Genomic DNA, 13432 nt, shown 5'->3' with positions numbered 1-13432 from the left:
CGTGTTGAACGAGGCCAGCAATGCATAAAGGAGTGGTCTACGCCTTTCTGGCAGCCGCCCTGTTTGGTGCCAGCACACCGTTTGCCAAAGTATTGGTTGACGAGGTGGCACCAATTACTCTGGCGGGTCTTTTTTACGTCGGCAGCGGTCTGGGACTACTGGCCTGTTTTATTGCCCGGGCGTTCGCCACACGTGGCAACACGGCAGACCGGCCAGCCATGTTGACCGCGGCAGACTTGCCATGGCTGGGCGGTGCCACCGTGTTCGGCGGCATCGCCGGGCCGGTCTTGCTGATGCTCGGACTGAGCATGACCCCGGCCTCCACGGCGTCGCTTTTGCTGAACATGGAAGGGGTGCTGACTGCCTTGCTGGCGTGGTTCGTCTTCAAGGAAAATTTCGATCGCCGCATCTTTGCCGGCATGTTGCTCATCGTGGTGGCAGGCGTCCTGCTGTCGTGGGAGCAAATTCCCGTGCTGGGCGTGCCATGGGGATCGCTGGCCATCGTTGCGGCCTGTCTCTGCTGGGGTATCGACAATAATCTGACCCGCAAGGTGTCGGCCAGTGACGCCTTGCAAATTGCCTGCATCAAGGGACTGGTGGCGGGTTCGGTCAATGTCGGCATCGCCTTGGCGCTTGGCTATCGATTACCGCCGATATCGACGATGCTGACTGCCGGCGTCATCGGCTTTTGCGGATACGGCCTCAGTCTCGTCCTGTTCGTCCTGGCGTTACGGCACCTCGGTACGGCACGCACCGGCGCCTATTTTTCAGCAGCACCATTTGTTGGCGCGGTCATTTCCCTGCTCATGCTCGGAGAAGTGCCAGGGGCCGTATTCTGGGCAGCGGCCGTGCTGATGGGGGCCGGTATCTGGCTACATCTGACCGAGTCCCATGGGCATGGGCATCTGCACGAGCCGTTATCGCATACCCATGCGCACGGACATGATGCGCATCATCAGCATGCGCACGATTTTGTGTGGGATGACAAGAAAACGCATGTTCACCCGCACGATCACACCGCTCTTCGACACGCGCATCCCCACTATCCGGACATTCATCATCGGCACAGGCACTAAATCGGGACCTGGTATCTGCGGACGCTCGCATTCAATAGCAAACTATTGGCCAAGAAAACGGTGAAATCTGTCCTCGTCTGGAGGAAACCCTTAACGTGCCATTTTTCCGAATTCTGTGGATGCCCTTGCGGAACGGGGGCGCAGCAATGCGCCGCTCCTACTCACTCAACGACGTCGTGTCGGTTTCCGCCAGCAGCGCCATGTGTACCGCATCATCCACGCTCAACTCGGACAAGGCGGCTGGATCCAGCCCGACAATCTGTGCCCGTAGCAGCACATGTCGCGCGGCCGTTTTCAGGCGGGCAAACAGCAGTTGTTTGTGCTGTGCGCGCAGCGCGGCATGGAAATTAACCAACGCTTCGATAGTCGAGCTGTCCAGATCGGGAGACTCTTCGAGACTCAGAATAATGGTACGCACGTCCCCGCCGGTGCGGGTGATGGTGTTTTGCACCTGGGTCAGAATGCGTTCGGCATTGGCAAAAAATAGCCCTGTCTCAGGTCGCAGAATTAGCATGTGCGGGATACGGTGCGCGTCGGGCCAGGCGTTGCAGTCAACAAAATCATGGCTGGTGCCGAGTCGCCCGAGCACACTCACCGACGACGCGGACAAGCGCTGCAGCAGCATCAACAGACTGATCGCAATCGACGCAAGCAGCCCGTCGAGTACGCCGAACGCCAACACGCACAGTACGGCCAGCAGGACGATCAGACGATCGCGTCGCCACGTAAAGTAGGGACGGAATACCGCCAGCCGCAGCGTGTGGCTGACGGCGTAAATGACAATAGCGGCCAATACGGGTGTCGGCGTCAGTGCTACCTGCGGCAGCAGCGTCAGCACCACAACAAGTAAGGTAACGACCGCAGCGAAACCTGCCAGTCGTGACACCGCACCAGCGGCTTCATTGGCCGACGTGGCGGAATAGCCGGCACCCACCGGCATGCCCTGAAACAGACCCGACAGCAGATTGGCCACGCCTAGTGCGAGCAGGTCGCGGTTGGGAGTCACTGCATCGCCATGCTTCATCGCGAACGTCCGGATGGAACTATACGATTCGGCGTACAGGATGAGCACCATGGCCACCCCGAGTTCTGCCAGTCGCAGCCACTGAGGATACGACAGCAGCGGTACCGACGGCGCGGCAAACTGCAGGCTGATGTCCCCGACCCGGCCAATGCCGTAATGCGCCAGATCAATCCAATGACCGGCGACGATGCCAAGCGTGATGACCAGCACGCCACCCGGCAAGTGCGGCAGACGCGCGAACAGTATCAGCAATACCAGCGCGCAGAGCGCCAGCAGTGCGGCGGCCCAGTTCCACGTCGCGAACTGGTCGCCCAGATCGATCAACTGACGCACAATATCGGTGTGATGAAGGCTTGCGCCGAGCACGCTGGCACATTGCTTGAAGACGATCACCAGCGCCAGCCCGAAGGCAAAGCCGCGCAAGACCGGCTTGGCGATAAAGTCGGAGACGCTGCCAATACGCGCCGCGGAAGCAGCGGTAAACAACAGGCCGGTGACGAGTACCAATCCGATTGCGGCAGTTAGTCGCAGGCTCAGGTCAACACCGCCCACCGATGTGGCAGCGGCGGCCAGCACGGCGGCCGACGACGAGGTCGCCGAGACGATCGCGAAACGACTGGTACCGAGCAACGCATAGCAAAGCAGGCCAGCGAACAGCGCAATGACACCCGCCTGCGGCGGCAAGCCGGCGATACTGGCATAGGCGACGGCTTCCGGCAGCAGCAAGCCAGCCAGCGACAGGCCGGCCAGCAGATCGGGCCACGGCAGCCGAGGCACCGACATCAAACCAGTTCGATCACGCCGGTCCACCCGGGCAGATAGCGGGCCTGTTGGGCTCCGGCTAGTTGCACCGCTTGTTTGAGGGCTGTGTCAAATTCGGTATCGAGCAGATCGCGGGAAAATTGTGGGCGGAAGAAGTCGGCCCACATGAACTCGCAAAACGGTGCGGCGTCTTTGGCATAGCCGCCGGCACGCCGCACTTCGCCTGCCAAGCTGCGATACGGATCATCATTCAGCCGGCTCAGTTGGGTCGGTATCGCATCGAAGCCGAGACGTACCCCGTCACTGTCGAACGGATGCACCCACTGGTGAAAATCCATCGTCCGCCAAAACGTGGCCAGGTCAAGAAACGACAAATCCTTGAGCAGAGACAGACTGACGGTTTTGACGTCTTCTTCGATCAGCGCCAATCCGAAATGATGATGATCGACGATATAGAACTTGCCGTCGGGCCCGGCAATCGCTGGAAAGCAATGGCTCTCCAGTGCGGCAGTCCGACCCTTTTTGTTGAGGCTATTCCAGTGTTTGCGTTTGAGTGCCACCTCGCGTTTGCCGACGGTAATCTGGGTCGGACGCAACTTGTCGAGGCGGGCGGTGATCAATTGTGGATGATTGCTGTTCATGGGACACCGTTAGGTACAAGAGGAGCGATAAAAAAGACGAAAAAGGATTGCCGGCAGAATTCAAAAATCGCGCACGCCAAGATATTGCGCAAACAGAAAGTGCCGTAGTAAAAGAATCATGGGGTGCTCCGTCGACTTTCAAACAACCTAGCACTTTTACTTCGCATTTTAAAGATAACGCAACGTTACTTCGCCCATAGGCAAAGTAAATGTGAATACTCAGGAAGCGTGGATTCAGGAAAAATAATGACTTGCCGTGGGCAGCATGCCTGCACAATGACTTCGATCGACGGGTGGCGCTAGGCATAATGAAATGATTGCTTGCTTGAGTTCACTCATTGTCACTACAACTTGTTGTGAGCGGAGTCATGGTTTTCTTTGCGCGTATGACAGTGCGCCCTGCCCCACACCCAGGATCGCCGTGATGGTGTAGCTTCCCGACATCAGCCCGGTCGCATAACCGGCGCGAGACCGACCAGCTTGGCCCCGAAAAAGCAGAAACCCAGTTGAGACTCCAGACAATCCATCCGATGGTAACGAACGCCAGCCCGCCCTTGTGCAGACCTGAGAAGAATTGCGGGCCAACCTTCAGTTCGCACGCTTGATGTCCTCGAGGAGAAGTTGCGCCAGATCGCGGCTAACGCCGTGGCGAATCAAGATGCGCTGGACCACAGTTTCCTAACGGTTCATGGGCAACGGATAGGAAGCGATCTGCCAGCCGCCCATGCGCACCCGTTCCGACAGGTCGTAAAGCTTCCCGGCGCTTGCGCCAGGCCCACTTGAACGCGAGACCGCCGAGCATGGCCGCCTCGCTCGATCCCGTAGTCGAGCAGCCCACCGTTTTTTGCGATTGTTCAGCGTGCCAAAGATCGGCAAGGATGTGGACACAACGATTTTCGATTTCGGCGGTTTGGGGATATTCATCCTTGTCGATCATGTTCTTGTCGATCGCCTCGGTCATGAGCTGCTTGACCTCGTCTTCCACCCAGGTAGTGCAAAAAGTCGCCAGATTCTGACGGGCATTGCCATCAAGCAAAAGCTCATCCCGGATAAGCGCATAGGCAGCGCGGGGTTCTGTGCGACCTTTCGGGAGCCGATACTTGGGGAGGCAATCTTGCGAGGCTCTCGTCGCATAAATGTCCAGCAGGCTGGACTGGTCACTGGGATCAATGTGATGAATAGGCATTTTGTGGTTCCTCGGAGGAGATGTTTGCTGTTAGCGAGCGCTGCGTCGTTTCACTGCGAACATTTGCATGCGTCTCAGATGGCTGTCTGTGCGTTGGCACGCAATCCCGGACTCGGCTTCTGCGTGGCTGACGACAACCAGGCAAATACTTGAAATTTTATTGCGAGTGCCCTGTGCCCTGTGCCAGCGGACACTTTTTATGACGATTACGTTACGCGAGTCGGCCAATCTGCCTAATTTCAAGATGTCGTCATGTTGTCAGTAACGAACGGTAAGGTGTGTCCACCATTCGACTGGATGGCTAAATTGACAAGGGTAGCTTCATGCACATCATGGCCAGCAAACGTTCACTTCTTTCCCTTCTAATCCTCCAGGGGTATGCAGCTACTGCACTAGCGCAACAGCCGCCGTCACCCGTATCGGCGATCGAGACGCTGGTCATCGAGGCCCAGCGCAGCTCGAATACGGTTGCGCGCGCAGTTCAGGAAGAGGCACCGAATCTGGTCAACATCATGACCGTGGAAGAAATGCGCAAGCTGCCTGATGTCAACATCGCCGAAGCGGTGCGGAGGATTCCAGGTGTATCGCTGGAGACCGATACCGGCGAGGGTCGCTACATCAATATCCGCGGCATTGACGCCGACCTTAACAGCACCACCTTCGGCGGCCTGCGTCTGCCGCCGTCGAATAACGCCTCGCCTTTTGGCGGTGGCCGCGCGGTAGCTCTGGATGCGATTCCAACCGGACTGGTTGGGGCGATCACCGTGACTAAAACCAACCTGCCGGAACAGGATGCCGAAGCACTCGGCGGCACCATCGAGATCACACCCAAGACAGCGCCGCGTAACGGCAAATTTTTCTTTGACGGTCGTGTCGGCAGCGGATACGAATCCCTCCGTGGCACTGGCATTACCGACTTGTCAGTATCAACAGGTGGGCGTTTCGGTGGCAGGACGGCCGACAAAGGCGAGCTCGAAGGTTTTGGCGACAAACCGTTCTCGGTCGTTTTTACCAGTTCCTACTACGAAGACAAGCGCGGCGTCGATGATGTCGAGCCGGCCTTTCTGGACGATGGAATCCACTCGCCGCTGACCTATGCTGGCTGGGATCAGCGCCATTACCAGTACAACCGCAAGCGCCATGGCATCGGTATCGACCTGGGTTATCAGCCAGACCGCAACAACAGTTATTTCGTCCGGGCCTTTGATGCCGGCTATACCGAGACGGTGCTGCGCAATCGCCTCACCATCACGCCGGATGGTAATCCGGTCGTGGCTGGTGGCGGCTTTGTCGATGGCATGACAGCCAACGGGTTCGACAAGACCTTGCGCGATGAAAAAGAGCGCATCAATAACAAGGTGTTTGCCATCGGTGGCAAGAACACGATTGACGACAAGGTGCTCGATTACCGGCTCGGCTACACGCGCGGCTCGTACACCAAGTACTACGATTACAACTCGGATTTCAACTTCACTCCAGCCGCAGCAACCATCAACTACAACAATTCCGGCAGTGGCAATACGCCGCGCTTTGCGGTCAACGGTGCCGATTACCTGAACCCGGCGAACTACACGCTGGCCAGTTTCCAGAACAGCACGCAGGATATCCGCGACCATGAAGCGTCAGCCGCCACCAATCTGAAATTGCCGGTCAAGTGGTCCAATGCCGATGAAGAGTCGATCAAGGTCGGCCTTAACGGTCGCTGGCGCAATCGATCGGCGACTGGACAGCCTTATTCTTACACGGCAATTCCGGCGATTCCACTCACCGCAGCTTCCGGCGGCGGCAACGTCAATTTTTACGGCGGCGCTTACGACAACGGACCGCAAATCGCTGCGGGATCGCTGCAAAATATTCTTGCTGCCAACCAGAAGATCTCGGCCAACAATGCCATCAACAGCGCGCTGCAGACGCAGAATGACAAGGAAGATGTCTACGCAACTTATGCGCAGTATCAGATGACCGACGGAAAACTTGGCATCATCGGCGGCGTCCGCTTTGAAGACACTCGCGCGCAATACGGTGCCAATGCCAAGGGTGTCGATGCCAACGGCAATGCGTTCGTCAGTCCGGTCAATGGCACGTCACATTATTCGAATTTCTTCCCTAGTCTTCAACTGAAATACGAGCTGATGCCGTCGACGCAGATCAGGGCTGCCTATTCCAGCACGATCGCGCGACCAGGCTTCAACCAGATCACCCCCTCACTGAACATCAACCCGTCAGCCAACCTCGTTACCCAGGGTAATCCGAACCTGAAACCGATTACTGCCAACGCTTTCGACCTCTCCTTCGAGCACTATCTTCCCGACGCTGGCATTCTTTCGGTCGGACTTTTTGACAAGGAATTCAGCAACTATATTGTCGGCAGTACGACAGACCAGACCTTCCCGAATAACGGTCTCTTTGCCGGATTTGTTGGCGTTGCCCATGTGGTTTCCTATAGCAATGCTGCCAAGTCGCATGCGCGTGGACTCGAGTTCAATTACGAGCAAAAATTCAAGTCGCTGCCAGAGGCCCTCAGCGGTCTGGGTGCCGGTCTGAACTACACGTTCGTCTCATCTAGCTTCGAAATCCGACCTGGTGAATCGTCCAGCCTGCCATCAACGTCTCGTCATACTGCCAACGCATCAGTGTTCTACGAGCGCAATGGGCTCAATATGCGTCTTGGTGGTTATTACCTGTCGCGTAATTTGTGGGCAATTGGCGGCAGCAGCGCGACAGACGTGTTTTCCGAACCGCGCTTCTCACTTGACCTTGGCGGCTCGTACGCAATCACCAGACAAGTGGCACTGTATTTTGCGGCCAAGAACTTGACGGATACCCCGCTGACGTTTTCCGAAGGCAGCTCCAATCGGGTGATCCAGCGTGAGTTCTACGGTCCGACCTACCAGCTTGGTTTGAACATTACCTATTAATCCGAGGATCCTCCCATGAACAAAACGATATTGATCCTCGCCATGCTGGCGGCCTCCGCGGCAGCCAGTGCGGCACTGGCTGCCGACCCATCCTATGCAGTTACCCGCCGGCTTGACCTCGGTGCACCCTCCCGTTGGGACTACACCGCCATCGACCAGGTTCGTCAGCGCCTGTACGTGACCCGCGGCGACCGCGTCGATGTGCTGGCCCTGCCGGCTGGCACCCCGGTGGGGTCGATCGCTTCAACGCAAGGTGTGCACGGCGTTGCTTTCGCCCAAGATTTGAGAATTGGCTTCACCAGTAACGGCAAAAGCAATACGGTCACCGTGTTCGAACTGGAGTCGCTCAAACCCATCGCCGAAATCGCGGTCAAAGGCCAAAACCCGGACGCCATTCTGTACGTACCAGAGGCCGGCAAGGTCTATGTCTTCAACGGTAAAACAGCAAGCTACGACGTCATCGATGCAAAGATCCTGCAGCTCATCGCCAGCGGTGTGACGACCGGCAGGCCGGAATCAGCCGTCAGCGATGGCCAAGGTCGCGTCTATTTCAACATCGAAGACCACCCTGGTATCAACGTGATTGATACGGCATCGGACAAAGTGGTCGCGACATGGACATTGGCAGGCTGCACGGAGCCGACTGGTCTGGCCATCGATCCCATCAACGCGCGCCTGTTTTCGACCTGCCAGAACCGCATCATGGCAGTGACGGACAGCCGCACCGGAAAACGGGTGACGCAGTTTGCCATCGGCGAGCATCCGGATGTCGCAGTCTTTGATGCCTCCTCGAAAACCGTGTTGAGCTCTGATGGTGGTGGGCAAGGTACGCTATCGATTACGCATCAGGACGGACCTGACCATTACACCGCGTTGCCAAACATGGCTACCGTAAAGGGTGCCAAGACGATGGCGATGGATAGTGTGACTAAAACGGTCTATCTGCCCAGCGTCGTGGCAGATAAATTTGTGGTGCTCGTGGCTGAGCACGCCAAATAAGACGATCCGATCGTTGCCGGTGAGAGTAGATGTACTGTCTTAAGATGCAGGGTTGGTTTGATTGGGCCTACTCACCATTAATGACCGTAAATCAACAGAATTGAATTGGCGATGCAATCTGGCCCGGCGGCAGGCTGGCGAATTCGCTGCTGTCGGCTATCGCCAGCAGCACTTCGCGTTCTATCCCGCCGAGCTTATTTGTCGAGGTATTACGACGCGCCGTTCGACGCCGGTCATGGCTATCAGCACCACCTTCGCGTATCCAGCGTTGCAAGGTTCGGATGCTGATCGTCGCTTCGGTGCAAGCCAGTGCATGGCGCACACCACCGAACACTGCCATCAGTGACCAGCGATACGATCAACTGGCGGTCCAGGTGCTGATCAGTCGTCCGCCTGATCGCCCCAGATCGCCTGCAACTTTTTGATAGCAGTAGCAGCGCTGCCGCTTCGGCCAACGCTTTCTTTTTGCGAAGCAATTTTTTCTCCAACTGCTTGATCCGTAGACGTTTGACCGACCTCGCATTAGCCTTCTGACAGACTTGCCGCCAGGCCGCACTCTGTTCCACGAACAAGCCTTTGCGACGGCCGTATTCGACCAGGTCGGTTTCGTTCAGGGCCGCTGTCTCCAGCACCACGGCAAACTTATCCTCAGAGCACCAATCCGCCGCATTCCGGCCATCACCCGGCACCGGAATTCCCTGCACTTGGAATTTGAGCGCGCAAAAAAAAGCCCCGATTTCGGGGCCTTTTTGTCGCTTAGTGCTTAATTTTGAAGCTCATATTGGCGGAGAGGGTCGGATTCGAACCGACGGTACGGGAGACCCGTACACTGGATTTCGAGTCTTGACGATAGGCAAATAAAAACGGTAACTTATTGATTTTATTAGTCTATTTTTTTGTAAATACGTGCAATTTGTGCCAAATGCGCTCGAAATTCCCCATATTTCGACCCACAACATTGGCCCTTCATCACGCTACTCCTGAAGGGGCGATCTTGATGCTTGCGTAATGATCAGATTTACTCGGATAGTACGCACATTGGCCGCATGCAGCCACTACCGATAAGCGGCCAATAGCCTGCCACACTTCCTTGCATGCGTACCGCGGGCGACCCGAGACATCGTTCAGATGTCATCGCTGTCGCGTCCCGATATCGCTATGCTCGCGGCTATGAAGGCATCAGAAATCGGGCGTACGTACTGCGAGGAACGTAATTTAGTCGACACCGTAGCACTGGATATTGGCACAGCGCTGTCCTGCCTTGCCGCCGCCGCTGCACGATCCTTCTTGTTCGCCTGATGGCGACCAGTCGCACAGCCTACACCGGCACCAATCACTGCGTGCTTGCCAGCGACATGACCGGCCACGCAGAGTGGCAAATATTGGATAATCAGTGCTGTTGCTTTAAATGTTGTTTCCCTTCCCTGACAACCAACAGCAGCATTTAACTGTCGTAGAGGCGGTTATTTTTTTGCGCTCGGCATGGGAGTGCTCTTCGGAAATTTTCGTGGCCGAATGCGAGCAAGGTCGATTTGGAACGCGAGTCGCTAGACCTATTTGGGGGGGAGTGTGCACATAGCTGCAATTTGCGCCACACGACGGATTTTTGTAAAAACCGATGAAAAGTCTATTCAAGAAGTTCATAAAGTCATCAATTAAACTGTCAAATCATACTTAAAAACCAGAAAAACGACGTGCAAACCGTCACAATTTGAGGTGCAGTGGAACGAAAAGTCGGGTTAAGGAGTTGGCACAACCTTCGAGTATTGACACAGGGTCTCCCGACTGATGCCGAACTCACACGCGAACGTTGATTTCTGCTCGCCGACACCAGTAAGGCGACGTAACTCTATAACCTCGGTCTCTCCCTGTCCGGTTTTATAAATAGATGAGTTATGGTCGTTATGCCGAGCGCGACTTGTATCGCGACTGTTGCTAACGTTGGGGGTGGGCTGTCAATACGCCATCCCGCTGTATTCAAGGTGAGTGCATCAAGTCTTCGGCAGACAACGTTGTCTCATCTTCTGTCGAATGTATTGCATCAGGAAATCGTGTCAACGCATTGCGTATGAACTGATTTTCATAATGGCGATTTCGGCGGCTTTTTTTCGCTATCGCGCGCTTGCCGAGCCGCTTGTCAACAATGACCTCATCAAGTCGACTCAGATCGTCAAGACTGCCAATATCGGTCGGGGAATTTCGTTTCATGACAAGGCGTGCATAACTTTGCTAGAAGTGATCAATAACAATATCAACCTAATTTCTGATTATAGTAAACGCGGGTTGGTTATGGGCGGCATTTCAAGCTTGGACACAATATTACCGCGGCAAGATGCATCATGGTAACAATAGTTCACCTACCGATAAGTTTACTAAATTAGCAATCGACGCCGGAACCGCCGAAATTTCCGTCACCGTGACAATAACGAAAATAAAAAACCTATTTTCGGTGCATCATGCGTAACGTTCATAAAACGAGTGTTTGTTGAACATTTCTTAACAGACTGTCATTTTCAGAAGACAACTGCATCAGATCATTGAGCTGACCACAGTCAATGCTTCCGACTCCTGAATGTGACGTGTCAGAAGTCCTATGCACAAAATGCCGCGAGAGGCCGAAAGTGCTCAGAAGTTACAAACACGGCGCGACGAACAAAGCAAGAACCCCCGCAAATTCCGGCAATCAACCGACAAGTTGCCATAATTCGATCTGCCAGGCGTCTGAACGTTCGCGAGGCTGCTGTACGGCTCAAGATCGGTAAGGCCCCTCTATACGTCGCTCTATAAGCAACGAGTGCATGCGGCTCCTGACGTTACGTGCAGTCGTCTTCTGAAAATGACACTCGCAAAAACGCCTGAAATGAGTAAGGAAAATCAGTATAGATTTCAATGTCAGGTTCCGAGAGTCTCCGACAAGTTTCCTTATTTTTAGACCGCATGTACTACATCCAGTGCTCCGGTCAGTCGTAAAAAGCGTGAACTGGCGGCGGCGGATTACAAGCTGGTCGCACAGTGCGTGAGCTGATTTGCAAATAATATGAGCTCAAAACGGCGCTGATTGCGAGCTGGACCATTTTCGATTGCAAGCCGCTATGTCTTGTCGTCATCGAACTGGGAGGAACCCCGTCGAAATCCACGGTACTGGGGTAGCACGCACATAGCTGAAAATCCCGCCACATCGATAAGAACGGCCAGAAACGGCACTTTTTGTTGCGCAAAGGGTCGTTTGCGCAATGAATTTCCAGGTTATATCGTTGCCCTTGCGGAGCATTACATAAGTCTGCTGCTCAATTTAATAGTTTTTCAACGAGCTTATGCAACAAGTACGTTGCGTGGCGGTTTTTTCAGCTACGTGCACACCACCCCTGCTAACAGCAATGGGAATAAAACTAAACCTACTTTTTTTATAGAACAAATCCAACTAGAAACTCAATCAAAGCTTGTTGCTTCTGTCGACAAGTTTGCATCTTCCCTTCCAATACATTTGCATTCGAGTTTGATTTATTTGGATCGTTCCATTTTGCCGATCCAACTTGAATTCCCAGTTGTGCTGACCTTGGTGACGAGCCCAGATTAGGTTGGGATCTTTCGAAATGTCATTAGCAGGTTTGCCAACTGCTTCTCTGATCCACGAGTACTGGTTATCAATGAACACAGCACTTTGCCCAACAGTTTTTACGATGGTAAGAACTTTTCTGTTGTCATCGTAATCAAAAAGAATTGCGCCCTCTGGGCTATCAAAAGCATCTGCGATCTTGCATTGAATCTCACGAGCACTTGCAATTGTTATCGTTGATGCTGCTACACACAATCCAACGATCAATTTGAGTTTGTTAGTCATTTTTTAGTCCAGATAGGGGATGTACGCCGGAACCCTCGAAAATTCCGTTGGGAAGATTTGCGGCGATTTTGAGTGACAGAAATTCTTTTATTCTCAATTTTCGTTCCCCAGTTCAATCTGATACTGAATTACGTACCTGATTTAACCGGGACGGAGAGGCTAGCCACGAAGCCTAGTCGCGCTTGTCAGAAATCAGATGTCTCCCGTCAACTAATTTGGACAAATTCCGCCGGTTGAGGCGCAGTTCATCGGTATATCCGAGCTGAATTTGGCGTGACAAAATTTTCGGGGATTCCGGCGTAGATCCCCAGAACGATGGCTGCGATCACGCTTGGTTAAAGATCGTGCGCCAGCCCGCACGCGGCTTGTTTGGATTTAAATTGAAATGTTAAAAATAAAATATTTAAAACACCATTTCCACAACTGATTTAAACTATACCCCAGTCATGTAAAGATTTATTTTGGTAGTAAAGATGAGGATATGTAGCGGAATTAGAAGCTATCAATGTTGCTCTTAATTCGCTGGGGTTATCATAAACCTTTCCACGACAAAAAACTTTGCCGTCTATTTCAATAGTTGCAGTAAATGATAATTTATTCCGATCAATACCACTGACCGTTAATGGCAAACCCAACCCTGGGGTTGTTTGCAATAAAATCAAACAATGTGAAGTTATAGGCATGTAAAGTTCCCAATTATTATTTGCGTATTTAGATTACTAAGGAAGTGCTGATTCAATCTATTTTTGAATGTCAAGCACAAGGCAATTTATTTATTTAATTGGCACTGAAATTCACGAAAATGATTTAATTAGCGACTCCCTAAAAAACATAAGCTAATTTTTACCTTCAAAATGGTAATAATTATGCGTGTGATACTTTTGTATCATATGAAGTTAAAATTGTACTAGGGAACCACTGAATAAAGCCGAATCCAAGAATGGAAATGGCTGACTACGCTTCCAGCAAATTTTATTTTCGAAAA

Annotated in this window: 10 protein-coding genes; 3 read left to right on the top strand and 7 right to left on the bottom strand. The window is 53.5% G+C overall.

Annotated features, from left to right (window positions below; genetic code table 11):
- Nucleotides 1–20: 20 nt before the first annotated feature.
- Nucleotides 21–1076, top strand: coding sequence for a DMT family transporter (locus QN370_RS10510; RefSeq protein ID WP_322125466.1), 1056 nt, complete (start codon nucleotides 21–23; stop codon nucleotides 1074–1076).
- A 157-nt stretch (nucleotides 1077–1233) separates the two neighbouring features.
- Here the strand turns inward: QN370_RS10510 and QN370_RS10505 are convergent, their stop codons facing one another.
- The 3 genes from QN370_RS10505 to QN370_RS10495 form a co-directional block, all read right to left on the bottom strand.
- Entirely contained in the window at nucleotides 1234–2883 is a 1650-nt protein-coding gene (locus QN370_RS10505) for a SulP family inorganic anion transporter (RefSeq protein WP_322125465.1), read from the bottom strand.
- Nucleotides 2883–3503, bottom strand: a complete 621-nt coding sequence (locus QN370_RS10500; protein ID WP_322125464.1) for a ParB-like protein — start codon at nucleotides 3501–3503, stop codon at nucleotides 2883–2885. The genes QN370_RS10505 and QN370_RS10500 overlap by 1 nt, the downstream gene beginning before the upstream one ends.
- A gap of 637 nt (nucleotides 3504–4140) precedes the next feature.
- Nucleotides 4141–4689 (bottom strand): pyridoxal-dependent decarboxylase, encoded by a 549-nt coding sequence (locus tag QN370_RS10495; RefSeq protein ID WP_322125463.1) that lies wholly within the window; start codon nucleotides 4687–4689, stop codon nucleotides 4141–4143.
- Nucleotides 4690–5021: 332 nt separating this feature from the next.
- Between QN370_RS10495 and QN370_RS10490 the strand changes: the two genes are divergently transcribed.
- Nucleotides 5022–7607: a TonB-dependent receptor gene (locus QN370_RS10490; protein ID WP_322125462.1), complete on the top strand. Its 2586-nt coding sequence runs from the start codon at nucleotides 5022–5024 to the stop codon at nucleotides 7605–7607.
- Between the two features lie 15 nt (nucleotides 7608–7622).
- On the top strand, nucleotides 7623–8606 hold the full coding sequence (locus QN370_RS10485; protein WP_322125461.1) for a YncE family protein: 984 nt from the start codon (nucleotides 7623–7625) through the stop codon (nucleotides 8604–8606).
- A gap of 91 nt (nucleotides 8607–8697) precedes the next feature.
- Here QN370_RS10485 and QN370_RS10480 read toward each other — a convergent pair whose 3' ends face one another.
- The 4 genes from QN370_RS10480 to QN370_RS10465 all read right to left on the bottom strand — a co-directional run bounded on the left by QN370_RS10480 (nucleotide 8698) and on the right by QN370_RS10465 (nucleotide 13130).
- On the bottom strand, nucleotides 8698–8946 hold the full coding sequence (locus QN370_RS10480) for a hypothetical protein (RefSeq protein WP_322125460.1): 249 nt from the start codon (nucleotides 8944–8946) through the stop codon (nucleotides 8698–8700).
- A 1637-nt stretch (nucleotides 8947–10583) separates the two neighbouring features.
- Nucleotides 10584–10814, bottom strand: coding sequence for a hypothetical protein (locus QN370_RS10475; protein ID WP_322125459.1), 231 nt, complete (start codon nucleotides 10812–10814; stop codon nucleotides 10584–10586).
- Nucleotides 10815–12039: 1225 nt separating this feature from the next.
- Entirely contained in the window at nucleotides 12040–12447 is a 408-nt protein-coding gene (locus QN370_RS10470; protein ID WP_322125458.1) for a hypothetical protein, read from the bottom strand.
- 428 nt (nucleotides 12448–12875) lie between these two features.
- Entirely contained in the window at nucleotides 12876–13130 is a 255-nt protein-coding gene (locus QN370_RS10465; RefSeq protein WP_322125457.1) for a hypothetical protein, read from the bottom strand.
- Nucleotides 13131–13432: the final 302 nt, after the last annotated feature.

This window comes from Actimicrobium sp. CCI2.3 (genome assembly GCF_035019065.1).
In the GTDB taxonomy this organism is placed as follows: domain Bacteria; phylum Pseudomonadota; class Gammaproteobacteria; order Burkholderiales; family Burkholderiaceae_D; genus Actimicrobium.
The sequence above is the reverse complement of the archived record's forward strand: the minus strand, read 5'-3'. Positions and strand labels throughout refer to the sequence as shown.